Below are 26,676 nucleotides of genomic sequence, written 5' to 3'. Positions count from 1 at the left end.
AGCAGGGCTGGCACATACAGACCTGGTCGAGCTCGGCGCCCGATAGGCCCAGCGCCAGGGCTTTCCGGTAATCGTTACAGAGATCCGTGCGGTGGGAAGTCGCGAGCAACCGGACATCCTCGCTTTTAGGAGCCAGTGTTCTCTGCTCGTCGAGGCGAAAACAAGCCGGGACGACTTCCTTGCGGACAGGAGGAAGCCAGAACGCATTGAACCGGACCGTGGCCTGGGGGTGTACCGATTCTATCTCTGCCCGGAAGGACTGCTCGCTCCTGCCGACGTCCCACCAAAGTGGGGTCTGCTATGGGCCAAAGGCCAACGCATCACATCAGTCAAAGTGCCGCCTGGCAATATCTGGCCGAGCTATACAGCAGCAAGGCGCTACCCTGATACTTGGGGCGCCTTCGCGCATGTCGCCAACTCCGGCGCGGAACTGGCTGTAATGTATGCCATTGCCCGCCGAAGACGCCTTTCGCGCTCTGAAGCGCACTACGAAACGCAAATAGCTCAGTTGCGAAAAAAAGGCGGCCAACCTGGCGAGACAGGTTGATGCTTTGGTAGAAGAAAATCGTATGTTGAAGCTAAGCATGGCAACCTCCGACCTCCTACCCTCCCAAACCGCCATTCCGCGGCAAATCAAGCGCCCGCAAAGGTCGCTTGCACCGGTGCAAGCCGATCCCGGACCCCCCGCCCTTCCCCGGAAGGGAGCGAGTCGCCCTCTGTCGTCAGGAAGGTAGCCGGCAACCCAAGCCGACTTCCTTCCTGCCACTAGCTTAAAACCCCCCTGCCTCACGCAAGGGCGCGCTTCGCTGCCGTCCTCACCCGATCGGTGCTCGCCTGCGGCTGCGCTCCGCGTGCGGCCTCCGGGCGGCCCCTTGCCTTCGGCACGGCCCTTGAAAATGCAAATTCCCTAGGTGCAACTAAGCTTAGGGAAGGCTTCGCTGTCGTGGCGATTGCGATAGCAGCGTATTCAGCGCCCTGCCAATCATGCCGATTGGCTCACCGTTTGAGGCCGGATTTAGATCGTGTCCTCACCGGCCCGCAAGGAAGGCCAGCCGCCATATTTAATTCATTGACCATTCGCGGCCACCGAATTTTTTGGAAATGCGCGTTTTTAACTGCTTCGTGAGGAATAGCCAACAAAAAAGAGACGCCGAAATCGCGCGTTGCCATTCTCCCAGCGGCGCTTTTGGCAATTTTTGCGACCCGCTCGATCAGGCTAATTGCTGGCTTCTCTTCATTCGCATTCAGGTACTCCAAGATATGCGCCCGCACAACCGGAATAGCGAGTCTGGCTTGCATAATTCCCTGGCTATTCCGCTTATCTTCTAACTTGCGCAAATTCTCAACGCGACTCACCAGAATGTCGAGCGGGCTCATAATGCGTAGTGCCGCATCCCCAATCTGCAACGTTTGGGCATTATTTCTTATTGCAGCTGCATCAAGACCAACAATTCGATGTAGAACATCGACATTCACAAACTCGGTCTGGCTAACGGGGATATGAACCTGACCAACAAGTGCAGTTATTTCCCTTGGCGTAGGAAAAACTGATGTCCCGTGTGTTGTCGTGGCAATTTCCATGACGTTGCTGCGCACGCCAAGAAAATCTGCATCATCGCTGATTGAGGGGCCGACAAGATGCTCATACGCATCAATTCTATAAAATGCGACCCAAGTTGCCAGCGCTTGTCCCCCTACTAAAATAGCGTCCGGTCCAAGACCAGACGCTATTTTCTCAAGTAGGGTCGCCGTAATCGCGACCTCTTTCATTGATCCAATTGCGACTCGAAAAAGATGATGGGCAACCGGGCATTGGCCCGTCGAATCGTTTTAGGATCGAAAAAGAGAGCCGATTCTTGTGTGCGCTCACCCTTTGCGATGGCTTCGAAACAACGAGCCTGCCGTTTGCGCTTTTCGGCCCAAAAATCTTTGTCGCTAATCGACTCACTAATGTGCTGGCTCATGATATCACCCGCATTCACAGACAAAAGAGAGACGCAAAGAAAGCGGCCCCTGGCTAATATTGTAAGCCATCGCCCTTCGACAGGCTACCGCGCTTCCGCCAGCACCGACGCCTCAGCCTGTCGGCGCTTGCAGCGTAGCCCAGCCAATGTCCCCGTCACATCCTGGGCCAGAGCAGCCAAGATCGCCTCGCCTGAGAGGGACATGGAACATAAGAGCATACTTTTGCGTGCCAAGTGGCCCAGGTCATCCTGGGAGCAGCTCTCCAGCCAGGCTCTGACATGCTCGTTCAGGCCCAACCGTTCAGAGCCCTCCTTGGCCATCCGCTGCAGAACGGTCAGATACATCAGGTTCACTTCATGGATGGCATCCAGCAGATGCAAATCAGCTGGTCGCATCATGGCTGATGCCTCGACACGGTCGACCGTACTTCAGGCACTGGCTCAGGCACGGCCAAGGCCGTGCCACAAGCTCGACCCGCGGCAAGGTGTCCGCTGAGCTGACTGCGGCCCGGCCGATGATGCCAATATGCCCAGGAGGGCTCATCAGACTGGCCCGCCTCGGCTTGTTGCACCATCCGGCGCAGCCGCTCTTCGCCGGCGGCCGCAACGAGTTCAACGACGTCGTCGAAGCCACCAATTTTCGTCCCTTGGGCGATTACGCGATCTGGATACTCCACCGCCTCTCTCGGCGTCTGCCACCAGGTATAACACGACGCCCAACGTCGTAATAGTGCAGCTTCAATCTCTTGACGAAAATGCGTTTGCATCCTTCCTCTCGGCTAACCGAAAATGCTTGGCCGTCACGTTCGATATCTCGGCCCCGAGATCCCCGGTCTTTCTGAGAACTCTGGAATCAAGCATTGCCTGGATGCGTTTGCGATATGCTCGCAGCCGTAAGAGCCTATAGAACACGAACCATGCATAGCCCATGATAGCCCCTGCCGACACGAGACATGCAAGTAGGCTAATATCGAACGCACCGACGCTCATACTCAGGGGTTCATTCCCAGGACCGCGAACATGCGAGTTTTGAAGTCTCCAAACTCCTCCCTGGGAATCCCGATTTTGACTCTTCCCTCCTTAAGGGTGAGCTCCAATAGGCCTGTCTTGGCATCACTTTGCCAATTACACCCAAGAATATCTGTCAACTTGAAAACCTGAGCCTCGCGCTGCGGATAACTAAGGAACACTCCAGTGTCCGAGGACGTATCAAACCCTAGGAACGCCATCCTGTCCGCGGTCATCGTAGCCAAAACCGGCACAAAATTATTGACCGCCTTCAGATGTGCCAACTTCTTGTTTATCCCGCGGAGAAATATTCTTTCAAATAATCGCCTGCCACACACCACCGCGAGCAGATAAAACAAGATAACCACCAAGGCAGCGGCCATATACAAGCCTCCGCCCAGGGCCCCAACCAAGAGCGCGATAAGCACAACAGGAATCGCCAACACAATGGCTCCTGTTGTAACAGCGATGTAGAGCGAAACAATCAGCCAACGCATGGTGCACTCCGTCTCATATTTTGTATTTATCTATTATACAAAAAACACCCATTTAGTTCACTGTTTTATTCCTGGGCCACCCAGGTTTTTCGCGGGGCTGCTCTTGCTTCCACCATAGCGAGGATAGCGAGGCACGAGGTGCTGGGAGAGGACATTGATCGCCCGATGCGCCTCATCGTTCGTATCTCGCCCCATGGCCGAAGCAGCATGACCGCCGACCCAGTTGATTACTTGGTCAGGAACGATCAAGATAAGATTGAAGGCCCTATGGGTTAGATTTATACAAAGAGAGCAATAGAGAACCATATACCCAAGTATGCTCATTATTCCGGTCAGGGAATCAAATTGCGCGTTTGCCAGTCCAATTCCGAAGGTCTTGTTGAGAAGCGATCCGCCGGCAATTATGCAAACTCCAGCCAGGAAGAAGCCAATCACCATGAGAAATGGGCGGACCATCACATTAAGTAGGAAAATGTAGCCGTGCCCCGACCGGTGGCCCATACCGTCCCCTTCCCCGCTCATGTGGGTCATCGCCCACAAAGGAGCTGCGATGATGGCTTCGCCCACCACAACGAGCCAATTAATGACGCCGCCAAACCAAACAATAAACGGAACCATTGGCAGATAGACGGATAGGACTATACCTACACCAAATATTGCAATCACTAACGTTCTTAGGTAAGGCTCCAAGACATCTAAGCCAGCATCAATTCCCTTACCCAATCCTGTCGCCCAATCCACTGCCTTTCCCGCAAGGGACTTCGTCGCAACAGAAACCGTTACGCGGATCGCCACTATTGCTGTCAACGCAGAAGAGGACAGCCCCAACAGGTAGTCGCCAGTATTCTTCATCCCAATAAGCGGGTTGACCTGACCATTTTCCTGCTGATAGAGCTGGGTAAACCACAGTATGACTCGTTGTCCAGGAGCCGAGAATATGCTACCAATGATTTTTTCCGATTCCGCCGCACTGGCGCCTTGCATCGTATTGGAAGAGGTCTCCGATGTCTCGCTACTCACCGCGTTCTGGAGCTGTTGCGCCTGATAGGCGACCATGACCTTTTTATATATGTCGTCAATACCTCTGTCGCCTATCAGCGATTCAGCAAATACTTGTGCCTTGGCCGCCATCGCATCGTTTAGTTTTGTATTCGCTTGTGCAAAGGTCTGATACCAGCTTCCCAAGGCCCACCATCCTTGCTTTTGGAGCGACGCAGATATATCTGAAGATAGCCCCGCTATTTGGCTATTTTTTGTATTCGCCTTGACCGTCACCGTTTCTTCATAACGTTGTGCGGCGGACTGGATGGCCACTTCAGCGTCGGGCAATTGAATGCCACCGTTACTCGCCTTTGCAATCACCTTTTCGGCGAAATCCCTTGCGCTCGGATATATGACGCTTTGCATTGCTCGGAGCGCATCGAGATGAGCCTTCTTTATGTCGGACACATCAATATCGGAGCTGAACCAACTCGACGTACTTTTGACCGGCGCGGAATTATCCAGAGCACTGGTAACATCGGCGCCACCGCACACATACGTACTGCTGCGAAAGACCACTCCTGTCGCCGTGTCTCTCGGTTGTACGTAGTTGCTGGCCAGGACCCACCCGCCCTCGGCTTGTGCGTGATCCAGGCCGGCATTGACGGCATACATACAGAGATTGGCTTGGTACAGACTGCGGGCCAATTCCACAGTGCTTGGCATCACCGGTTGTACAACCATAGTTTGGCCATTGCTGAGGGCATCTGTTGCCGCCTGCGTTGCCAAATTTGCTGTCCCAACCCCCATGACCGAGGCCCCCCACAGCATCAACAGCTGAGAGATGGACCAGCCGTTAGCGGTTGGGGCCAAGGACGAAATCGCAATGAGCATTCTGATCGGAGCGTGAACCAGTCCTCGGCCTTGTTCAAACACTGTCCCATCGTGTGCCGCGGCCGTGACTTTCTTGAAAGCCATATACCCGCCGATTACTAATGCTATAGCCAGGAGCGACGAATTTCCGATTTGAAATATCCTGGCCAGTATCGTATCTCCGCCGCCGCCAGCCCCACTGGCTAATGGATTGTTGACTACTTGGCCGAAGATAGAAATCAATGCTTGTCTGGAAAGATCCGTTGTAGACTTCGCCGCGGCGCTAATCTCGCCCAGCGACATGCCCTGGGCCCATGCCGTGCCCAATAAGAGCACGGTCGCGCCAAGCGGTACGGCGAGCAACAGCTGAAGCATTCCACGGGAGAGCCGAATCTCCGGGCTCAGAGCTTGCAACGCCCAACCCCGCTCCTCCCGCTTGAAATCTTGAAAGCCACCGCGCTCGGTCCGTGACAGCCGCCGAGTCCGGAGCTGCCAGAGGCGGAACTGAACCGATAGGGCGAATAGATATGAGGCAATGCCGCTTGCCCCAGCACTCAATGCCGCGAGAGACATTCCTGGGACGTTTCCCGTACTAGCCGAGACCAAGAACCCCGCGCCGGCCAGTACTAGCAACAGGCCACCGAACGCCAACGCCAAGCGTTTTCGCATCAGAAAGTGCCGCAGCAACACATCCAGTGGCCACGCCGCCGTACTCCCCAACACGTCCGAGAAGTTGCGATCCGCGGTCTCGCCCACTTGGCAGCGCAGTGATGCACGGGCTCCACGCATCAGGTCTTTAAGCTGGCTGGTCGCCTGTGCCGAAATACGCACCTGGTCGCCGAGCAGCTTCGCTGACTTCATTAGCGGCCGCCACGGTAACAGCACGTCCAGAAACAACACTGCCAGCCATCTCTTCGCGTTCATGCCGATCTCCGCCTCTGTTTACTGCCGGGCCGCATTGGCGCTGACGTCAATACCGGTCTGCTGCAGTAGCGGCGCGTACTCTTGCCGCGCCATACTCGCCAGTGATTGGCCGTTGATGATGTTGCCCCGCTCCAGGGCGTCCTTGACCCCCCTCAGAAGCCAACTATTGAGCGACTGCACCCTGATCAACTCGCGCATCAGGTTGTCGCCGCTCATCGCCTGCAAATCTGCCTGATATGCCGTATTCGCGTAGCGCCTCCCTGCCTCAAAGGCTTCGAATTCGCGCTGCGACATCAGCCCCGCGCGCTTTGCCTCCGCGGAGGCTGTTGCGTCGAAGTACGATTTCGCCGACGGTGAGGTCAACGCTTCCTGGAGCAACTCGCGCGTGCCTGGGCTCGGTTGACTGTCGGCCAGCCGCTGGAGCTGAGGGTCGCCGGCGGCCGAGAGGATGCTGTTAAGCATATTCATCAGCCCGATGTGTCTCATGCCCGCCGGGGTATCTGCCTCGCCTTTGCTGACCGCTTTTGCCACTGGCCTCCGGATAGAATTTTTCTCATACAACCGAGCGACGTCAGTCTGTTCTGCCGTGAAGGTCATGACCGGCTCTGCACCCTCCGGCCCGGCACCATAGAGAACAGAGTCGATGCGCTTATCGGCACCCGGCATTTGGACAGAGACCGAGGGGCAAGCCGTACTGCCGCCATAGGCGGCGAAGTCGTCCTTGTCGCAATACAATGCGTGCAGCTTAGCCGCGCGCGTTGCGTCGACTTCGGGTGAGGCCGCCGGCGAGCTGACGGCCTGGCCAATCTGCGCGTTCCTAAAGCCGGCGCCACCCCCAGGGCGCAGTGCGCCCTTCATAATCGCCGCCTTCGCCGCGATTTGACTTGCTCCGCCAGACGCACTTTCGCTGCACACGCTGGCCAGCACCGCATAGCTTTGTTGTGCGTCTACAGAACGGCGCGCCTGCTGCTGCGCTGCCTCGTACTGTTGTTGGGATTGCGCTGCTTGCTGGATCGTGCTGGCAATTTTGCTCCCGTTCTGGTTAATAGCTGTTCCAATGTTGTACAGCAGGCCGGAGACCGTGTTGTTCATCGTCCCGATAGCTTGCAGGATTTGCATCAGCACCACATTATTCTTCGCGTCGAACACCGGGTACGCTGCCATCGCTTGGGAACTCGCCAGGATTCCGATCAGCACTGCGGATGCGGTGGCTGTTTTAATATCCATCCGTGATCTCATGCCGCTAGCTCCCTAGTCTGCTGTCGGTAGTATTCATCTAGCAGTTCATTCGCTAACTGTTCAACGATCGAGACCTGCTGCCCGTCTCCGGCTGACGTCTGCTTTCGATATTCCACGGCAGCTGCGGCTGAACCAGACGGAAAGCGCTCCGCCAGCAGCCGCCGAGCTTCATAGGGTCCGATCGCCTCATACAACCTAGCGCGCAGAGCCATGTCCGCCGGTGTGGTCGAAAACGCCCACATCTCAGTCGGGCCTACGGTATTTGTCAGAATCTGAACGATCTTTCCGACCTTTGTCTTGAATATGGCAAGGTAATTGCCACCAGCGGGCAATGGACCGCGAGCTTCTTGGCGAAGTCGCTTGATGGCCTCACCGTCGACGTCAAAACGCTCTTTGAGCACCCTCTCGTCGCCGGCCTGGCCACCGCGCATTACGTACACCGACGTTGCAGCATCCAGTAGAGTTGGAGGGAAGTCGGAGAGATACTGCGAGATCAGGGAGATTCGGATGTTCCACTTTCGCCCTTCCCTCCCAAGCTTGACCACCGTGTCGACTAGCCCGTCCTGCCCTTGGCCATCGCTTCCGGTATTGTGGAACTCGTCCATCACCAATGCCTTCAGTTCATCGGCGACGTCCGCGATCCGCGCCATGTGATATTGCTCGTAAATGGACGGGATCACCGGAAGAAGCGTCTCCTTGTCAAGAAAGTAGTTCTTCGTAGCAATGTTCATGGCGAACATATACATAAGGGTTGTTCGCGCGTATCCTTCAGCCGTTTTCCCTCCCATAACATTATTGAGATTGAGCGCAACAACTCGCGTCGCACTTGACAACTCGAAGCGGGTGCGGCCTGAGAAAACGGCATAGTTCGATATCGCATCGGTCAGGCAGCGATACACGTACTTCAGCAATGACTCTCCGGAACCGACGCGAGCATCGTCGTACCGCTGCACTGCCTCCGCGTTCAGATAGCTCACAATATCCGACAGCACCGGCACAGCCTGCCGATGCGCGAGTGCAGATTCACGCACGCGGCCCGCCGCAAATAGCATGTCTGCTACTTCGTACCAGGTCGCTGCTTCCCACCAAGTCGCGTCATGACGGACCTTAAGACCCGTGTCCAATAGCGCCTGATCAACAAGGGGCTCAATGGATTCTTCGTAGAGATTCGCACCAGTCCCAGCGCGATCAGCGTATGCAAGATTGATGAGTTCTCCGCAGACCCCTGCCACACCACCAGGGATCGTCGCCGTCGAAGTATCTACACACATCTGTGCAAGAAAGTTCGCAAGGAAGTTGCGCTCCACTACCGTTGGATACCTGGCTCCGAGCTGGAGGTCAAACGGATTGGCCGCAAAACGTTTGTCGTTCTGCAGCATTATGTAGACCGCCTCCTCCTTGCGATTGTCCGGCAATGCATCACGGATGAGATCCACCAGGCCCTTTGATGATGGTCCAACATCAACGACGGCGATCAACGGCAGCCTGACGTTGCCAGGGCTCAAGACCATAGACATATTCTGCGTATTCCCCAGAACAGACTTCCCCGAGCCTGGCGGTGCAGCCGTCAACTCGATGCTGGTGTCCTGCAGTCGACTGGCCAACTGGACAGGGAAAATCTTGCCGTCTTGCGTGCGCTGGATCATCGAGCCCCCCCCCGCCCATGGAGTGGCCGGCCGCTGCAGTGGCATCATGTACAAAGCATCCGATAGCGGAGGGACCAAGCGATTCGCCACGCTCTTGACGGAAAAGCCGGCGATTGTCGATGCCCATGCCGCCAGCGGATCACCGCGCATCCCGGTCACTTGGCAGACACCCCAGGCTTGGATCGATTTGTCCAGACTGGCCAGCCGGCGGCGCAGCTCGTCCTCCGACTTCGCCCACGTCGAGAACGTGACGCGCATTATGCATGTTGGCTCCTGCCGGCTCCTTTCTTCCAATGCCGCGAACGAGTCCCGGATTCCACGGTTCGCGGGCAGCATGCCGACGAAGCTCGTCAGCATCCGACGGCCGCGCATTCCGTCTAGGCCCCCCGGAGCGAGATCCATGCGCATGCGCCACGGCAGTTTCTGCTCTATCGAATCAAATAGCCGAGCAAACGGCTGTAGCTCCTGTGGCCCCAACTCCATGAATAGGTTGCCGTGCCACAGCTCATCCGTGAACACCATCTCGCTTCGATTGCTTTCGACGTCGTTTGCGCAAATTTGGTAGCAGATCGGCGGCGCAAACAAGTCCGAGTAATCATGCTCGTCTGCGCGGCCATGCGGGATAACTTTGTCACCGGGAAGCACCGGCCGAAATTTCTGAGAGGTGCGCTCGCGGTTGACCATGATCCGTATACGTTTGATCGCTTCATGCCCACTCAAGCGCTTGAGCATCACGCCGGCCCGTCCCCCCGGCCCACTCTTGCTGAAGTCGGCCTCAATGTGCTTCAAGAACGTATCATGCCGAAACTTGAGGGCCATCAACACTGAAGCAGGGTTCTGTGCATGCTCCATCGCGGGCACTTTATGCGCGATCCTTTGCTCAGAATTGACACGAAGCTCGCGCTTGAGCTCTTCATTTTCCATAACCGTCGGATGCGTATACACGACCAGAAGGTTTTGTTCATAAGCAACGTAGGGCGCATTCCTTCGCATGCGGTCGACAATCACGTCCTCGACCTGGAGCCCCATCCGCCGCGCGCTGTTGAGTTGTGGCTCAGCCAGCCGCATCAACTCATCGAATGCACGTTCAGGATCGCGCTCAAAACCAATGCTGAAACTGTGGCCCGGCCTGCTCATGTACCCGCTTAGCTTCACGCGCAGCATGTCGACCATTTCCTCAAATTCGCTGTCGGATAGAATCTCAAAGCAACCCTGAAGGTCGATCACCGTAAGTAGAGAACCCTCTCGCGTCGTAAGCGTATAAGGGTCCTTTAGCTCTGGGTTCTCGCGGACGTCCTCTTCCGTTACGCCAATTGCCGTCTGCAGATCGCAATACGTAGCTAGTTCTTTGCTGACCAGATATTTACCGACATAGGCAAGGAAGTCCTCCGTCGCCTTCGCAATTTTGATGAGCATGTTTGACATAGCGCCTCGCCCTCAGATCGTGGCGTTAACCAGTTCTTTCGCGCGGCCTTCCCACTCATCGCGCGGGATTGCCCGGTAGGTCTCCACAGCCCACCGCGGAAGCAGCTCGGCAACCTGTGTTGGGTTTAGGAGCAAGGCGACATCTCGAAGAGGCCCATATTGCCGTGCCAACGGATCGCTGTTGCTCGACGTAAAGGCCTCGCCGAAGTGGCTGGGTTGATCGGTTCCCCACGCCTCCTTCACATATCGATTGTGCGACGCAAGCCAGTTCAAAAGTCCTCTTGCCTCTTCGCGCTGTTCTTCCGATCCAGTATTCAGCGCGACGAAGACTGTGCGCTGTAGGTGGATCACGTCCTGGGGTTCCAGCCCAGGCAGAAAAATCATGAGGCCTTGGCCAGGCTCGAGCTCGCCGAGGTGATGCCAAGCGTGGCAAAGACGATCGACCGCGGCCAAATTCTCCGGGGCGACATCCGTATGGTTGTCATTTAAATTGTCTACGGCCTGGCCAAAACCCAAGAATCCGCAGTACACGCAGGGAGCCATTCGCCCGTCCAACGCATAGTCCCCGTTCTCACTTTCGGGCTCTGGATCCCATGAGCTGCTTTTCTGCCTGCCCCAGATCACCTTTTTCGTGGACAAATATTGCTGCCGGCTCCGCGACCGCTTGAAGTGGTCGCCAATCCCCTTCAGCTGATCGACACCATCGGTCGGCGTTCGCATCTTCTCTTCGTTCATGTCATGTTTCCGGGTCAGCGAAGCCAATTGGTGGCTTCGCTGCAACCTGCGTCGCGTTTACTGAACAGTCGGCATTCCCACCGTCTGGCCAGCGGTGTTGATCAAGAAGGAAATGGCGCCCATGCCGGCCCCAGCGAGAATGGGGACGGTAATCTGACCACCAGAAATCCGGCTGTTCTCCCCTTCTTTCCCTTTGCGGAACCAGTTGTAGACACCATAGCCACCGGAAAGAACCCCCACCCCTTGCAGAATCCGCTTTGCCGCTTCCTTGACCTGATCGGTTTGGCTTGCCGCCGTGTTGGCCATACCACCGATCCCCTGCGCGAGAGCCGTATCGACCAGGAGGAGCGATACGGCCACGCCAACTAACACGAGCCCATAGGCACGCACGGCAGACGAGCCAGCGACATGCGCCTGCATGCAAATCAGATGGCAATGCAACTGCTGCGCCATCGTCTCGACTTGTCCGAGCTTGCTACGAAAGAACTTGAACATTTTTGATCTCCTGATTAAGAAAGGACCTGCTAATACATCAACCCGATGGTTGCGCTAAAGGCGTCGATGAACTTCGGAACATTTACGAGCATCGCTCCGAAGATGAGGTGTGTCAGGGCGCGCCACATAACATCCTCACCTCCATTCCCGCCATGACCGTCTGCAGTTGCTCGCTTCAAAAGCAATACGCCTTTAAAGGCGAACCATCCTCCAGCGATACTTCCAAGCGTCAAGCATGCATTAACGATCTGTGCAAGAGGCCCCAACGAGCTCGCCGGGGCGTAAGAGATAGGCCCGTAACTCACATCTCCAAGGCCAACGGTGTTGGATGCCGCATTGAGCAGCGTAGATAAGTTAGTGACTACGCCCGCAATCAGTAGCAGGATGACTAACTGGCCCACCGGCATCGGCTGGCCCGTCGTTTGCGATGCCTTGTGCGCACGGATCATGACGGCGCCGCCGTAAAGAATGCCTACGAGAGCCGACAGCGCCCACAGAAGCTTCCAGGCCGGCCCCACTAGGCCGGCCGCAGCATTGACGACCGCTTGACCGAGGTCCATGTTCCCTCCTTAGCGCACGAAGCCTCGCGTCGTCTCGACCACGCGCCTGCGCTCATCGATTGACAACACTCGGGCGCCCTCTACCACATCGCCAACTCGCACGATGTACGTCTTGCCTAGCGGCGCATCGATCCAGGCCTGCCCCGGATAGACCGTATTGACCTTGAGGCCTGCCACTGAGCTGGCAGGCTTGCCAACTGCAGGCTTTGCTGCAGGCTTACGCATAGCGACAGCCGTTGCCGCCTTCGGTTGCTTGCTGGCCTCGGCTGCGTCAGTCAGCTGTTTCGTCTGTCCCATGACTAGCGCCAGCTTGTCACTAAGCTGCTGTTGCCCCAAGATCAACGCCTGCAGTTGGTCACGCTGCTGTGCCAGCTCTGACCTAATGGACTGGAGTTCTTCCCCGGACAACTCCTCACCGCGCTCGCGCAGCTTGACAGGCCGCGCCTCTGGGGCATCCGCCAGGTCAGCCGCGTGCGGTAGCTGCTGCTCGATAGAGAGGGGCGATACTGGTGACTGCAGTGCTACCTGCGTGGAAGATGTGCGGCCCGCTCCTAACAGCGGCCAAATCACCCAAACTGCCACCAGTATCACGCCTGCTGCCAAGAGATGTGCCGGCTTGACTTGGTCTTGCCATCTGCCCACCTTCGTGGCGGCCTTCTGATGAGCGGAGCCAGGTGTGCCGGCCGGCGGTACGGAGCCTGTCATTGACGTCTTTTGCTGGGTGACGGATTCGGTTGGCGCAAAGAGGTCGATATCGGAGGTCATCTTCAGTAAGCCCCAACGAACGGTTGCTGCGGTTGCAAGGGATAAACGCCCGGGGTCAGGGACATTCCGATTGCCGGCGTCTGTGGCATGATCTGGACGCGCTGGGGCGTGGGCGGGGAAGCGGGCACACTGATCGCCTCGAGTCCCTGCGTTAGCGGGCTGGGTGCTCCAGCCGCTACAGCATCCATAGCCACGTCATCAGTGGACAACACCGGTCCCAAGAAACGTATGCCGATGGTCGTCTTCGCAGGCACGGTCACTTGCTTCTGGGGAACATTGGCTGCATCATTGGCGAGGACTTGTCCAGCTTGAATACCCATCCCTGAGACAAAGCTACCGGCAACGGCAGCACCGTTGGGCGACTGAAAACTCTGAACGGCACCACCCTGGGGCGTAATCACCGTTTCAGAGTTGGCACGTGCGTATAGCTGACCTGTATTGCCGATCCCGGCAGCGATGGCCGGCAGAATGATGCGCTCGAAGTACCTGTTGTTGACCTCTCCGCTTAACGTCGTTCGGCCCGTTTCCAGATCAACTGGCTTCGCAGTGATCTTGTATGCCTTTCCCTTCCACTGCATTGCAGTGAAGGTCATGTCCACCGTGGAATTTAGGCGCTTGTACCCCATAGCAAAGAGCTCCGCGCCGGCATACGGCCCTGTCGGCACGAATGCCGAGACGACCGAGTTCTCGTCAGTGTCTAATCCTGTCACCAAAATTGCAGGCACAAGCGCATAGGGCTCGACGATGATCTGCGGCTTCGGGCGCGAATTCGTCGCGACTTGAGACGTTACGGCGGTACTCCGACTCAGTAAAGCCGTCATTACTTGATCGCCATCGTCGCTCGCCGTCGCCGAGCTATGGGGCACTGGGGCCCAAGCCGATAGGAGAGTCTTCACCTGCTCTTGCAGCATTTCCATTTGCCTTTCGCCCATCTGGTTGGTCGCTGCCTGTGCCTGGGGCACATACACGGGCGTCGGATTTGGAGATGGCGTCTCTACTTTTGGGACAGCTGCCACCTGTTCAGCTGCTACCGGCTTCTGCCTCGAGGATAGAACGGAGATATAGGTATCTCCAGACTGCGCCGCGTTCCTTGCCTCTTGCGCGTTGTAAGCGTCCAGCGTCTTCCTGTACCTGTTGCTTTCCTCTATTTTTGTTGCGCCTGTGTGGCCAACTGGACTCAGGCGACTCGGGCTTTTCGTCTCCTGATTTATCCAGGTGTAGCCTAAGTACGCCAGGAAGACGCCAACAACCGCCAGCCCGACAAACACTAAGAGGCCCTGACGCCCTACTTCTTTTTGCACGCTGTTAGACATTGCGGCCCTCAATCAATATCGAGCTGCAGACGCAAGGAGTGGCCCAGCTCCGAAAGCATCACGTATGGCGTGGGTGCTAGCTTGTATACACTCGTGCCATCCGCTGCAGAGATAGTCTGGTCAAAAGCGGTTTCCATCCCAAGCGTAGTGCGCAAATACAGCGCGCCGTCCAACTGCCAGGCCTGCGTTCGTCTGCCACTGTCGCCGACTATCTTCACTGCATTTGCCCTATCTGGGGGCACACCATCCAGGAAGGCCTGCATCGTGCTGTCGTAGAGCGCGATCTGGCCTTGGGCCACCATCGGTGCGCTGGCATTGGGTCCTCTTCCGGGCACTCTCACATCCAGGCGGTAATCAACGGTTCGAGTCGTCGCCTGGCTTCGCGCCTCCCCAGTTGCGAGCTTTATGACCACCGGCGTAACCAGACCTTGGAGGAACACAGTCAGATTGCCCTGCTCATAGAAGGTCTTGGCCGACACCACCACAACTGGACTGCCGCGTAGCCATTCAGCTGCGAAGAGATTCTGATTTGAGACTCGGGGCGTGACGGCGAGCGGCCATGGCGCACCCGTCGAGTCCAGAAAGACGAGCGTGGACATTTCGCCGGGCATCGAGCGCAGAATTGGTGCCGCTGCACCGGGGCTGAGGTCCACCGATACCGAACGTGACTCCGGGACTACCTGTACCGGCTGCACCGCCATGGCTCGCCGATTCTTGTCCACCGTACCATGTAGTGCCTCGATTTGTTCAGGCGTAAATGGCGAGACCATTTGCTTCGCCATATCAAAGGCGGCGTCACTTGGTGGCACTAGCGGGGCAAGGGGAACCCTCCCTGCCTGTAGTGCTGCGCCTGCTGTCGTGGCTTGCTCCGCCGAACCTGGCACACCACTTTGGGGCGCCGCGCCTTGCGTGCGGCCCGGGTCTGCCATAGAGACTTGTGCGGCGTCCACCACTGTTTTGGGCAACGAGGGAAATGACGGAGCTACCGCCGGCACCCATTCACTCTGTTGGGCAGGCTGCACCTGCGCGCAAGCGTCTGCTGAGAGGGCGCCGATGATGCACACGGCGAGTACTCCGATCCCGATTGTGAGCGTTTTCTTCATCAGTTCCGCTCCATCGGCGCCGTAACGATCTGCACAATGGCGATGCCCTCGGTGGAGTCGAGCGTAGAGGTACGCGAAACACGCACCGTGGCGCGGAACTTCTGCGTGGGCAATTCGGAGTTCTGGCCGACTAAACGCAGCTCCACTGGCACCTCCACTATCCAGGTGTAGACCCCCGCGTTCAAACCTTCCCATGTAACGACTCCGGTGAACGTGCTATTGGTCAGATTCATACGCTGCTTCCGGACCCGGTCCATGATTCCGGACTTCTCCAATGCTTCCAGATACGATGCAAAGCCAGCCTTGCTGAATCGGCCGCGCACCCTCTCCTGGTCTTGTTGATAGTTCAAAAAGTCCAGGGCAAGAGCCTGATTAAGCGTGGCGCTGACATACTGGATGACTTCGGGCGACGCTCTATAAGGCGCCGACAACGGCACCAGCGGGAGAATGCGGCCATTGTCCGCAGCGAAGTACTCCCGAACCGGGTTCAGCGCGAAGTACCAGCCCGCGGCATTGGTCACAGCGAGTACGAGCAATGCCGCCGACAGCAGGCAGTTCGACTTCAAGATGCCGCCCGTCCAACGACGCAACCGATTCTCGTGCCGAGCGGCAGCCACCGCCGGCGAGACAGCGTCAAAAGTCTGGGCGAGCTTGGCAATCGCCTCTCGCAGCTCCGGTGTCAATTCGGACATAAGGGCACCCTGCGTTATTTTGCATCATATAGACGATACAAATTTAACACAGGATGAAAGGCAAAAAAATCATTGGTTTGGGAGCCACTCAAGAGATGAGCATTGTTCTGCATCATCGGAATGATACAGAAAAGTAGGGCAGTTTTACTGTCGTATTTCGCGGACTTTCTGCTGCCGAAATCTCGTATATCGCCGACACTTTTGGGCCATGGGGGCTACCTCCACCGAGTTCGGCCAACCCCCACCCCGTTGCGCGCTGGCGACACCGGGCTCCTTGCGGCCCTGCCCCGGCCCGGAATACGCTCCAATTTCGTATATCACCGACGCCGCGGGTTGCTTGGCGCCACGGTCACGGTCGTATTTCGACGACATGCCGGACGCCCCGATGGGTCGCGTCACTCTCGTATATCGGCGACACCGTACTTTTCGCGTTCCCCTATGACAGGGGCGTGCGGATATCACTTGCCAAGCCCGGTCCTTTGACGTCTCCAATGGCTTATGAGGCTTTTGCCAGCGACTCGTATATCGGCGACAAAGGAGCACCAGCTATCTAGAACGAGCCAACTGAGGGTCCGGATGCGCTCGTCTATCGCCGACACCTGTGGATAACATGGTGATAACCCTGTGAATAGTCTCGTCTATCAAGGACATTTCCTTCGTCTTTCAACGACAAACGCTCGTCTATCGCCGACGCGAATTTCGTATTTCAGCGACAAGATGCTGGTAAAAGTCTCGTATAATCAATGGGTTAATAACCCCTAACACGCGCGCGCGTCTTTTAACTGTTTTAACTAATCTGAGTTAACCCACAGACAGCTGGATGCATTTTCAACAATGGTCCAGAATAGCCACGAACCACAAACCCCGGTTTGGCAGGTCTGGCGGCACCGTGCCTCGAGGCCAGGCCAACGAGCCTCGATGACCATACCTCTGGCCCAGACTATTTACACAAATATTTATTTAAGGGTAGACTCCAACCCATGAGCATGGAAATCGCCCTCCTACCTGACCCAGGCCCTGCCGACAAGCAAGGGGAGCTCTTTGTCGCCGCCTTGCCTGAAGCGTCGATCAAGGACGACTTGGCGACCATGGAGTTTCCGATATTCTCGCTGGCCAAGAACAAAGACACGAAGATCCGCGAGTACAAGCAGGCTGGGACCGGCAAGACTGTCCGCATCACGCCGTCAGTTGCCGGCGCCGCTACCGTATTCGACAAAGACTTCCTGCTGTTCATCGGCTCCCAGTTGCTGGAGGCCAAAAAGAACGGCTTGCCAATCTCGCGCACGATCAAGGTCGATACATATCGTTTCCTCCTCCATACGGGCAAATCCACCGGAGGCAACGCCTATACCAGCATCCTCGAGACGTTGCGCCGGCTCAAGGGCACGACGATCGAGACCAACATCACCACCGGCGGGATTGAGCAAACGGAAGGGTTCGGATTGCTTGAAACCTACACGGTCAATCGGTATACCAGTAACGGCAAAGGTGTTCTCGAAGCAACTGTGACGGTTTCCGACTGGCTATACAACGCCTGGCTGCACTACGAAGTCCTGACTTTGGATAAGCAGTATTATTCTCTTGGCCAGGCGCTGGAGCGCCGGCTCTATGAGCTGGCGCGCAAGCATGCTGCATCTAAGCCTTTTTGGCGCTGCGATATCGAAAAATTGCTGGCTAAAACGGGCAGCACCCAGGACACAAGGCGCTTTCGTAGCCAGGTGCGAAAGATCATCGAAAGCGATTCGATCCCGGACTACCATGTAGCCATCGACACAAGCCGCCGGCCTCAACATGTCGTGTTTTATACGCGCGATCGCGCGAAATTGCTCGAAACCTTGCGAGCTGAGTCGCTATTTGATTGGTTTTCTCAGCTGGAGCGCCACTCCGAGGCCACTCTCCCCTAACGAAAAGGCCGTCGTCTATCACTGACGGTCTTGCCCATAGCACCCTCCGCTTATCCAATTGGCCGCTAAAGAACAGCCTAAAGCTGCCGTTAGGATTCACGTTCTGCCCCGCTTGCGCCAAAAGGCCCCCGACGCTCGTGCTGTCTGTGGGGCCGCGTTGCATCAACTTGGCGCCTTCTAGTGCCTCGTCTTTCAACGACACATTTTTTGTATTGTAAGGACAATACAAAAAATGTTAGGGTTTGTTATGTTGCACCTGCTCATGAGGCTTCCATGTCGGTTCATCCAGTCAGCGCCACTTCCCAGCTGACCCAGCTGCGCGAAGAAATCGCCCGCATAGAAGGGGCGCAAGCAATGATGGCCAGTATCAACGCCGCGCTACAACGCGGCGACGTATATGCGCTGCAGCGTCAGAATTTGTCGCCCCAACATATTTCTGATCTGCTTCTGCGCCATCGCCGCGGCCTTCCCGCCTATCCTGATTACCTCTTCTGCCACAACGAGGAATATTTAGATGTCCTTCGCTCCCAACTGGCCGAGTTAACAGTGGAGCGCGACCCGACTCCAATGGCCGTAAACTACTGATTGTCAAGGGCCTCCTACACACATAAGGGGCGCGCTTGTAGCGGGTTTGGTGTATCATTGAACATAAATACATACATAAATATTTAAGTATGTTCAAAGGCCCTGAGATGATGAGTATGTCCGAACCCCAAGTGAAAGCGCCTCGAGCAACGGGCCCCGAGTCGAGGGCATATACCCCTTTCCCTCTGGCGCCCCACGTTACCAAGACAATACGGTTCCGTGAGGAATTCCTTGCCCTAGTGAAGCAGCATGCAAGCTTGATGGCTGAGGAAGAGCGGCGCGCCGTGTCGCAGTCAGAGATTATTGACATGGCCTTGACGCAATTCTTCGCCGCCACAAGCAGAGTAAATAGTAACCAGATCGATATGTTCGAGGACTCGACACAGCCCGCTTAATGGGCGGCGGGCTTGCACCGGTGCAAGTGTCTTTGCGGGACGTGCGGCGCGAGGAATGGCTGCCGATAGGGTGCTGCGTACTCCACCGAGGCAGAGCTTGGGTCGTACAGACAATGATTAGACGGGCCTTCGTTTGTGACAGACGCGGGCGCACTTACAGACTCTCGGTGGGTTCGCACGGGGCTCCGCGCGTGCCTCGCGTCACGCGAGGCTAGAGCCGTCACAGGGCCATTTACTACACCGCTTACGTCTTCCTCGAGACTGTGGTCGTCTATCCGCATGATTTCTCGCAAACACAAACGCCTCACGAGGCGTTTTTTTGTTGTTCGTGCTTGCACCGGTGCAAACCCTACCCGCACAAAATTCGCTTGCGATAATTTTAATAACAATTCATAATTTATGAAGCGTTAGCATTAATAACGTAATGCTCGAAGTGGTGCGGGCTTTCCCGTAATTCGACTTGCACCGGTGCAAGTTACTGCTCAAGGATGATGCCCATGGCAAAGAAAGAGCCTTCTGGCCAGCGAACGCCGGCCTCAAAAATTGTCGCGATCTACAACCAAAAGGGGGGCTGCGGCAAGACGATGACTGCAATGCAGCTCGCTGGCGGTCTAGCTCGCCGGGGCTTTAAATGTCTCGTAGTTGATCTCGACTCCCAGCATACCTGCGTCACATGGGCCGCTCAGGCAGACTCGGAGGAGCCCTTCCCCGCTACCGTCGTCTCTCTCGCCGGGATTGGGGCAAAGTTCCTTGACCAACTGCGCAAGCTCGCGCCCGACTATGACGTGATCCTCCTCGACTGCCCGCCGGCAATAGAGTCCCCCGTGCCTTGGGCCGCGCTCCAGATTGCAGATGTGGCGTTGATCCCGATCATCCCGGTCTTTGATAACTATTGGGCGTCGAAAGAAGCGAAGGAGTTGGGTCTGCGCGCTAAAACGCAGAATACAAGCCTTGAACTCTTCTGGCTGCCGTCTCGCATGCAGCGCGGAAAAATTTTTTCGGAATGCCTGAAAATTATCCATAATGATGATATTCCAGCGTTCAAAAATTATTTTTCGCAACGTAATTCCTATGTGGAGTGCCAGCCTTACGGAATCACTGTGCATGGGTTGAGTAATTCGACGGCTAAGCAAGAAGTGGAAGCTGTCACGGATGAACTGTTGGGTCATCTTGGCCTGGAGGAAACTGCTCAATGAGCCGTAAACGTGATCTAAGCGCCGCCGTTCATCGTGCGGCCTCTGCTCCCGTGGATACCGCCATCAAAGACCGCTTTGAACAGGCCGAAGCCACCCTGGCACAGCGCCCGACTGGCTATTCACCTCCTACCCCGGAGTCCTCAGCTCCATCCACTTTCACCGGTGCAAGTTCCCAGCCCGACCAGGCCGCCAGGGTCGCGCTACTGACGCAACGCTACGGTACGCCAGTCTTCGAGCAGTGGGCGCTGGACGGTATCGAAGACAATCCCTATGGCGCGCGTAGGATTTATCTGGACGAAGACGTCCGCAAGATTGCCAGCGCTCTTCTGGCTGACGGCCAACTCGTACCGGCACTCGCCACTCGACGGGAGGCTCGTCGTATTCTTATTGACGGCCAGACGCGAAAGCGCGGCCTGCGTCTGAATAAAGCGGCCCATATCGACGTCCTGGTGTTTCCGAACGTCTCGGATCAAGATCTCTACCTTCTGTCGTACAAGACGAACGACAATCGGAAGCGGCACAGCGCACTGGATGATGCAATGGCATGGCGCAAGGTGCTCGATGATGGAGTTTTCAAATCCGAGTCGCACCTCGCGGAAGAAACTGGTGAGGACCTGTCCAAGGTCAATAAGACACTGGCCGCGCTTACGCTGCCCGTCGAAGTGCTCGACATCATTCGGACCAATCCTGGTGCTGTTGGTATGTCGGTGTTGTACGAGCTCGTGCAACTGCACCAAGTCGCCCCGTTAGCCGTGCTCATCGAACAGACGGAAAAGGTTATGACCGGCGACGTGAGCCGCCGAGACCTGACCGAGCTGCGCTCGCGGTACGGCCAGCCGAAAAGCCGGAAGCCCAAGGAGGTCTCCAGACAGTACAAAATCCTCGCACCGGACGGCAACCAGACCGGTGTCATCAAGGAATGGGATAGCGGCCGCGTGACGCTCGATATCACGATGCTGGATGCCGAGGCCCGTTCGCGTCTGGTCGCAGACCTGCAGGCGCGGCTTGCACCGGTGCAAGCGAAGGCGCGTGAATAGCCATGGGAGTCGGGGTAGGGCAGGGTAGGGCAGGGGTATGGCGTGCCATAGCGAAAGTTCGCGGCGACTGCCTCGACCATTAACTTGCGCCGGAGCAAGTTGAAGACCAAGCCATGCCCTGGCACCAGGTTTTGAAGGGCGGTAAAGGCCGAACGTAGACATCAGGGGCGGAACTGCCATTACGAGCTCTGCCCCTGATGTGTTGCCAGATGAGCGACGAGGCACCCCTCCCCATTTACTTTCCAGACGGATGATATGACATCGTCACCAGAGCCTTCAAAGATCGAACGTTTCCGCCAGCTTCCACAGTCCTGGGCCCCCACCGGCGACATCGCGCCGCTGACTCCGATGCTGAAACAGGCTGCGCTTCGGTTCCTAGGCGGAACCGAGCGCGTCGTAGCCGTCGTCATGTACTTCCATATCGTCGTGCCGGAGAACGGCGGCCTGGGCATCTCCAACAGGTATCTGCAGGAGCTCAACTCAAGTCACCGGTTCGGCAACAACAATGTTCCTGTCCTGCCGCAAGCGCATGAACCATCTATGGTGCCCCCTTCGGACTGGATTCGCTTGGTGGACCTCTTTAGGTGAGCGCTCAGATCGCCCACAGACAGGTAGGATATTGCCGCAAAGCACATGGCTGGTAGCTTTTGACATATTGCGCCGTATGTCAAAGCTTAATTCTTGCAACGTCATAACAATGACGGTTAAGATGATTAAGGTCTTGAGGCGACCGGACGTAAATCGATGACTCTCGTACAGACTTCACTTTGGGGACACCAATGCGTGACGCGCTGACACTGTTTCAATATCTGCTGGCCGCAGCGGCGGCTTTTGGTGCCGCCGCCATTTTTTTTGCTGGCGGCCCGCCGGCGAGCGGCGACTACCTGGTCGCTGCGCCGGCGGGCTTGGCCATCTTGGCGCTGCCGCTGATGCTGCGGGCAAATGGCAAGGTCGCCTGGTGCCATGATTTGGGGTATCTGATGACGTTGTTCGCCTTGCTGGCCAGCTGGTGGGCTGCGGGACAGCTCACGCCGGTCGTCGGTTGACGTCGTCAGGACTGAGATGGCTCGGCCGAGCTTATTGCCCCTGCCCGACGACCAGGCCGCAGCTGTGCTGCGGGCTGTGGGGGAGATCGAAGCCAATTTGCCGAGTGCTGTATCCAACCGGAGATTTCTTGAGCTCTTTATTCCTGCTGTCCAGGCTACAACCGGCAGGATCTATGGAGTCAAGACGTACCTGCGCCTGCTCAGCCAATTCGCACCCGCCCGCAGGCCGTCGACCCAAACAGTGCAAAGTGTCCTCGATGCCCTTCGCTCCTCGGGCGTGACATCGTCCCCTGCGCCTACTGTTGTGCATCAGCCGAAGCCGAGTTCCCCGCGCATAGCCCCGGCCCAGCAGGAAGGCGAATGGCAGCGGTTGTCGGAGCTGATGGAGTATCAGCGGCAGGAGCTAGCAATGGCGCGATCGAAAGAACAGGCAGCACTGCAGCGGGCAAACATGGCCGATGAGGCTCGTGAGCGTGCACTTATAGAGGCAGCGGCCTCGCGCTCGGAGCTCGAGGCGGCACATCGTCTCTCACAAAGTCGTCAAGAAACCATAGACAAGCTCACCGCTGCTCTTGAATTGGCCAATCAGCGCGCCGCAGGTGACAACAGAATGGCCATGTTGCGCGTAGATGCAATAAGGCAGGAGGTGCGCGACGTTGAAGAAAAGCTGCGCGCTGCAAAGGCATCATTGGCACGTAAAGAGCAAGAGCTGCGCGATACCCAGACGATGCTAGACAATTTGCGCATAAAGAGCGCTCGGCTGCAGCAGATGCTTGATCAGCAACCATCGAAATCATAGGTCATCAGAGAGACCCGCTAATGATCTTGTGCCTTTTCTTGGGCGTGCTTCTCGGGCTGATAGCTAATGCCGTCGTGCGCCAAGTTCCTCGCTGGCTGCGCCACCAATATGCCGATGCCGACGCCATTGCCGTTTCCACCTCTGGCCTTCGGGATACACTCGTTGTCAGCCTGGTCTCGATTCTGGTTCTTGCCGCCTATTCCTTGCACGGGCAAACGGTCGAATTTGTAGCCCTTGCCGTTCTGCTAACCGTCCTTGTTGCGCTGGCCTACATTGACGATCAGACCCGTTTGCTGCCCGACGTCTTGACCATACCACTAATGTGGGCGGGTCTCGCCGTGAATTCATTTGATCTCTTTACTTCTCCAGCGGCGGCGATTCAGGGCGCTGCTGTAGGCTACTGTTCGCTATGGGGGCTGGCAAAAGTCCATCAGGCCGTCACCGGCCAGCTTGGCATGGAGTACGGTGATTACAAGCTCACTGCTGCCCTTGGCGCCTGGTTCGGCCTGGGCGCCCTATATCCGGTGCTTATCGTCGCCGTGGCGCTCGGCCTAGTCTCCGCTGCGTACCGAGGAGTGGTGCGTGGCCGGCTCCGCATGCCGTTTGCCTTCGGCCCATGCTTAGCCTGCGCCGGCGTTGCCTACGCGCTGCTACCGCCTCATTGGCGTTTCTGGTGATGGATATGATCCACGAACTCGCGCCAGTAACGCATAATCTCGGGCATGTCGTCGACGACTGGGCAGCCGCAGAGGTATGGCTCCAGGTTCTGGTCGCTCGCCGGCTTTCGCCGGCCACACTCGATACCTATCAGCGCGAGATCCGGCGTCTGCATTGGTATTGCAGGACGCAGGCGGCGCAGACGCCAGCCCGATGGAATTACCAGGACGTCCTGGCCTATGGAGAATTTCTGAAGCTGCGCGCTAGCGAACACGTTTGTCCGGCCGGGCTCCGACCTGATGACCCTCGCTGGACGCCGTTTCGCGGACCGCTGGCAGAGTCCTCCCTTTCCGACGCTCACAAGATCTTGCGCGGGCTATTCAACTTCTGGCACCAGGCGGGGTACATTCCGCGCAATCCATACAGTGGCTGGGGGCAGGCAAATCCTCTCCACAAGGCCAGGCCCAGCCACCGTGCCGTTCCTGGCCAGCTGCTGGATGTTGTGATGACGAAGATGGACCTTCGGCCCAAACGGACCGCCATTGATCATCTCATCTACTACCGAAACCGCTTCCTCATCTTGTTGCTGCTCGGCACAGGCTTGCGGGCCCACGAAGCGCTCGCCTGCAATATGACAGACGTGGGCCAACACACAGATCCCCTGCTGGGCGATGTGTACTGGGGCCTTCAATTGAGAGAGGAAAAGGGCGGCGGCAGCGGCAACCTAGCCTACCTCGACGAGCTCGTTATCGACGCCTTCCATATTTACCGAGAGGCTTTTGGCTTGCCTGCGGATCCTCCGCCAAACGAAGACAACGGACTGATCCTCTCGCCGCTTACCGATCGTAGTGCCGGGGGCAAGAGTGCCACCGGCCGGCGCCGTCGGACGCAATGGCGCACTGTGCGCACGCGACAGACAGCTTGGAACATCGTTAAGGCGGAGTTCACTGGCGCGGCGCTCGCCCTGCGTGACGAAGGGGAAACTGCTGCGGCCGCTCTTCTCGAGCGCGTGTCGACGCATTGGCTCCGCCATACCCGGGCGACAGAGCTGGTCCTGTCTGGCCACGATATGCGCGTGGTCGCCGAGATGATGCGGCACAAAGATATTCGCACGACGATGCGCTACACAAACTTGGAGTTTTTCGACCTCGCGCGCCAGCTGCGTGCGTCTCGACCAATACGGTAGGTGTTCACATGGCTCTACACGTGGGCTATGCATCGATGTCTATATTTTGTATCATATATATGATACGGAATATAAAAGATACACCATCATGACCCTTGAGTTTCCCGAGCAGTCCATCGCGCACGTCGAAGGCCTGCTGGCCGGATGGAACGACGCTTCAATTCGTTCCGCTACTCCCTTGCCTGATCACTATCGTGACCAACCCGAACAGGCAAACAACTGGAACAAAGCCTATCGAGCGGGGCGTGAAGCCTTTCTGACGGCATGGGAAAAGGGCGCTCTGAGCGGCGCTCGGTTCCAGATGTTCTCGCACGGGGATGCACGCCATTGGCGCGTGCCTATGGTCCGCTACCCCGAGCGTCCCGTCGCTTACCTGGTCGATGCCACCGGGCACGTGGTGCTAACCCTTGCTCCACTTGTCAAGAACTCGGCCTATGGCATTTTCTCCGGCGAAATGCGTGTTGCTGTAGTGACTGGAGATTTACTCTCGGCAATGCAAGCTGCCGCATGCTACGCGCATTAGCGTTCCGGCGCATCCAAGTTCGCATCGTCTCGGGAAGGAGTGACCCCATGAAAGCACGGCTCAAGCATCTCTGGCAGCACGTTCGCCGAACTCTCACCTGGCAAAACCTCAAGGAATCGCGTTATCGAATTGCAGCCTTCTGGCTGACGTATCTTCCGCTGTGGTGGTTCTTCAGCAATCCCTACCTCGCCGGCCCTGCTGCCCTGGCCCTGCTCCTCGGGGCGGATCGTCTGCATGCTCGCTACAAGCGCGCCTTGACCGCCCGCATCGAGGCCAAGGATGGCTTCTCTTGGGATGTCGAAGTCAACCAAGTGAAAGTCGGATCGATCCTGGACGCAGATTACGCCCTGATCCGGCACAGTGTCTTTTCGGACGTGCGTGTGTACGTCGCTCAAGTGTTGAATCTCTTGCGGGTGGCGCTCAATTCATTTGGCTACTGCTACCACGCCATTCCGATTGGCCTGTTCTGGGTTGGTTTTGCGCTGGCAGTCTTCTCGCCAGAAACCATCAGCAGCGTGTTGGCCGAGCTTCAAGGTGCTAGGGCGGAATCCATCAAGCACGCCGTTTCAATGGCTGGATCGCTGTTGGCACTCTTGGTGGCGTTCAACTGGCTGTTGGGGCTGTCTCGGTTCGGCTTCATCAATCGGTTCGATGAGGCCATTGGAACAGCCGTTCGCAAACACTGCGGTGTTGCCGCCGAAGGCTCTGTCGTGCTCTCTCGCTCGTTTGAGCGTAATGGTCTCATCATCATTCAGCCCGCCGACAAACGCTACGATTTGGATACGCTGGTTGCGGGGATCACACCCGAGAATCGCCATGAGCCGGTTTCTTTCGGTGCGGCCGTAGGCAAAGAGCTCTGAGCTCTGGTGATCGCGCGCCGTGCTGGGGCGGTCCTAAGCGTCAGGCGGTGTGTCACGGTCATGGACTGCTCCGTACAGAACGTGGGCTATAAGCATCAACGGACCTAGACCCGCGGGCAAGTCCCTACGCTGACGCTTCGGGCCGGCCTGTCGCGCTGCGCGTCGAGCCTGGCTGCGCCAGTCTCGCCCCATTCGGGCTTCCATGCTTCCCTCCCTCCGGTCGGCTCTTGCCTCCGCCCCTCCTCGGGGCTGCGCGCGCGCTCGCGGC

25 protein-coding genes are annotated in these 26,676 nt (G+C 57.2%); 11 read left to right on the top strand and 14 right to left on the bottom strand.

Annotation, left to right across the window (positions count from 1 at the left end):
• Positions 1–996: 996 nt before the first annotated feature.
• From L540_RS21840 to L540_RS19240, 14 genes are all read right to left on the bottom strand, one after another.
• Complete coding sequence (locus L540_RS21840) at positions 997–1,770, bottom strand: hypothetical protein (RefSeq protein WP_131726059.1); 774 nt, start codon at positions 1,768–1,770, stop codon at positions 997–999.
• Positions 1,767–1,964: a hypothetical protein gene (locus tag L540_RS21835; RefSeq protein ID WP_131726058.1), complete on the bottom strand. Its 198-nt coding sequence runs from the start codon at positions 1,962–1,964 to the stop codon at positions 1,767–1,769. Before L540_RS21835 ends, L540_RS21840 begins: the two co-directional genes overlap by 4 nt.
• An 84-nt stretch (positions 1,965–2,048) precedes the next feature.
• Complete coding sequence (locus L540_RS19295) at positions 2,049–2,363, bottom strand: flagellar transcriptional regulator FlhD (RefSeq protein WP_053073257.1); 315 nt, start codon at positions 2,361–2,363, stop codon at positions 2,049–2,051.
• A 593-nt stretch (positions 2,364–2,956) separates the two neighbouring features.
• Positions 2,957–3,469: a hypothetical protein gene (locus L540_RS19290; protein WP_043215398.1), complete on the bottom strand. Its 513-nt coding sequence runs from the start codon at positions 3,467–3,469 to the stop codon at positions 2,957–2,959.
• Between the two features lie 57 nt (positions 3,470–3,526).
• Positions 3,527–6,247 carry a DotA/TraY family protein gene (locus tag L540_RS19285; protein ID WP_053073256.1) on the bottom strand — a complete coding sequence of 907 codons (2,721 nt, stop codon included), beginning with the start codon at positions 6,245–6,247 and terminating at the stop codon, positions 3,527–3,529.
• Between the two features lie 18 nt (positions 6,248–6,265).
• The gene (gene traW, locus L540_RS19280; RefSeq protein WP_231584894.1) at positions 6,266–7,474 is read right to left on the bottom strand and encodes a conjugal transfer protein TraW; all 1,209 of its coding nucleotides are present in this window, start codon (positions 7,472–7,474) and stop codon (positions 6,266–6,268) included.
• Positions 7,475–7,482: 8 nt separating this feature from the next.
• Positions 7,483–10,548: a conjugal transfer protein TraU gene (locus L540_RS19275; protein WP_043215682.1), complete on the bottom strand. Its 3,066-nt coding sequence runs from the start codon at positions 10,546–10,548 to the stop codon at positions 7,483–7,485.
• 21 nt (positions 10,549–10,569) lie between these two features.
• Positions 10,570–11,292 (bottom strand): hypothetical protein, encoded by a 723-nt coding sequence (locus L540_RS19270; protein ID WP_053073255.1) that lies wholly within the window; start codon positions 11,290–11,292, stop codon positions 10,570–10,572.
• A gap of 57 nt (positions 11,293–11,349) precedes the next feature.
• A complete protein-coding gene (locus L540_RS19265) occupies positions 11,350–11,787 on the bottom strand; it encodes a DUF6750 family protein (protein WP_053073254.1) in 438 nt (145 codons plus the stop codon).
• A 29-nt stretch (positions 11,788–11,816) separates the two neighbouring features.
• The gene (gene traQ / locus L540_RS19260; RefSeq protein WP_043215396.1) at positions 11,817–12,347 is read right to left on the bottom strand and encodes a conjugal transfer protein TraQ; all 531 of its coding nucleotides are present in this window, start codon (positions 12,345–12,347) and stop codon (positions 11,817–11,819) included.
• 9 nt (positions 12,348–12,356) lie between these two features.
• A complete protein-coding gene (locus L540_RS19255) occupies positions 12,357–13,112 on the bottom strand; it encodes a hypothetical protein (protein ID WP_043215393.1) in 756 nt (251 codons plus the stop codon).
• Between the two features lie 2 nt (positions 13,113–13,114).
• Positions 13,115–14,425 carry a conjugal transfer protein TraO gene (gene traO, locus L540_RS21305; RefSeq protein WP_109842572.1) on the bottom strand — a complete coding sequence of 437 codons (1,311 nt, stop codon included), beginning with the start codon at positions 14,423–14,425 and terminating at the stop codon, positions 13,115–13,117.
• A gap of 8 nt (positions 14,426–14,433) precedes the next feature.
• Positions 14,434–15,528, bottom strand: coding sequence for a DotH/IcmK family type IV secretion protein (locus tag L540_RS21635; protein WP_109842571.1), 1,095 nt, complete (start codon positions 15,526–15,528; stop codon positions 14,434–14,436).
• The gene (locus tag L540_RS19240) at positions 15,528–16,220 is read right to left on the bottom strand and encodes a DotI/IcmL family type IV secretion protein (RefSeq protein WP_043215389.1); all 693 of its coding nucleotides are present in this window, start codon (positions 16,218–16,220) and stop codon (positions 15,528–15,530) included. The genes L540_RS21635 and L540_RS19240 overlap by 1 nt, the downstream gene beginning before the upstream one ends.
• Positions 16,221–17,200: 980 nt before the next feature.
• Here L540_RS19240 and L540_RS19235 point away from each other — a divergent pair.
• From L540_RS19235 to L540_RS19185, 11 genes are all read left to right on the top strand, one after another.
• A complete protein-coding gene (locus L540_RS19235) occupies positions 17,201–18,124 on the top strand; it encodes a replication initiator protein A (RefSeq protein ID WP_048026658.1) in 924 nt (307 codons plus the stop codon).
• Between the two features lie 273 nt (positions 18,125–18,397).
• Positions 18,398–18,709 carry a hypothetical protein gene (locus L540_RS19230; RefSeq protein ID WP_043215386.1) on the top strand — a complete coding sequence of 104 codons (312 nt, stop codon included), beginning with the start codon at positions 18,398–18,400 and terminating at the stop codon, positions 18,707–18,709.
• A gap of 892 nt (positions 18,710–19,601) precedes the next feature.
• The gene (locus L540_RS22095; protein WP_048026656.1) at positions 19,602–20,300 is read left to right on the top strand and encodes an AAA family ATPase; all 699 of its coding nucleotides are present in this window, start codon (positions 19,602–19,604) and stop codon (positions 20,298–20,300) included.
• The gene (locus L540_RS21830) at positions 20,297–21,337 is read left to right on the top strand and encodes a ParB/RepB/Spo0J family partition protein (RefSeq protein WP_109842569.1); all 1,041 of its coding nucleotides are present in this window, start codon (positions 20,297–20,299) and stop codon (positions 21,335–21,337) included. The genes L540_RS22095 and L540_RS21830 overlap by 4 nt, the downstream gene beginning before the upstream one ends.
• A 255-nt stretch (positions 21,338–21,592) precedes the next feature.
• Positions 21,593–21,925, top strand: a complete 333-nt coding sequence (locus L540_RS19210; protein ID WP_131726057.1) for a hypothetical protein — start codon at positions 21,593–21,595, stop codon at positions 21,923–21,925.
• Between the two features lie 191 nt (positions 21,926–22,116).
• A complete protein-coding gene (locus L540_RS19205; RefSeq protein ID WP_043215379.1) occupies positions 22,117–22,383 on the top strand; it encodes a hypothetical protein in 267 nt (88 codons plus the stop codon).
• Positions 22,384–22,417: 34 nt separating this feature from the next.
• Positions 22,418–23,182, top strand: coding sequence for a hypothetical protein (locus tag L540_RS21285; RefSeq protein WP_053073248.1), 765 nt, complete (start codon positions 22,418–22,420; stop codon positions 23,180–23,182).
• Positions 23,183–23,226: 44 nt separating this feature from the next.
• On the top strand, positions 23,227–23,859 hold the full coding sequence (locus L540_RS21280) for a prepilin peptidase (RefSeq protein WP_231584898.1): 633 nt from the start codon (positions 23,227–23,229) through the stop codon (positions 23,857–23,859).
• A gap of 5 nt (positions 23,860–23,864) precedes the next feature.
• Complete coding sequence (locus tag L540_RS21275) at positions 23,865–25,025, top strand: tyrosine-type recombinase/integrase (protein ID WP_165590435.1); 1,161 nt, start codon at positions 23,865–23,867, stop codon at positions 25,023–25,025.
• Positions 25,026–25,113: 88 nt separating this feature from the next.
• The gene (locus tag L540_RS21825; protein ID WP_131726056.1) at positions 25,114–25,548 is read left to right on the top strand and encodes a hypothetical protein; all 435 of its coding nucleotides are present in this window, start codon (positions 25,114–25,116) and stop codon (positions 25,546–25,548) included.
• A gap of 47 nt (positions 25,549–25,595) precedes the next feature.
• Positions 25,596–26,408, top strand: coding sequence for an AbrB/MazE/SpoVT family DNA-binding domain-containing protein (locus L540_RS19185; protein WP_048026654.1), 813 nt, complete (start codon positions 25,596–25,598; stop codon positions 26,406–26,408).
• Positions 26,409–26,676 lie beyond the last annotated feature (268 nt).

Origin of the sequence: Bordetella pseudohinzii (assembly GCF_000657795.2) — a bacterium.
GTDB classification, from domain to species: Bacteria; Pseudomonadota; Gammaproteobacteria; order Burkholderiales; family Burkholderiaceae_B; genus Bordetella; species Bordetella pseudohinzii.
Note: the sequence above shows the minus strand (reverse complement) of the source record. Positions and strands in the feature narration are given on the sequence as shown.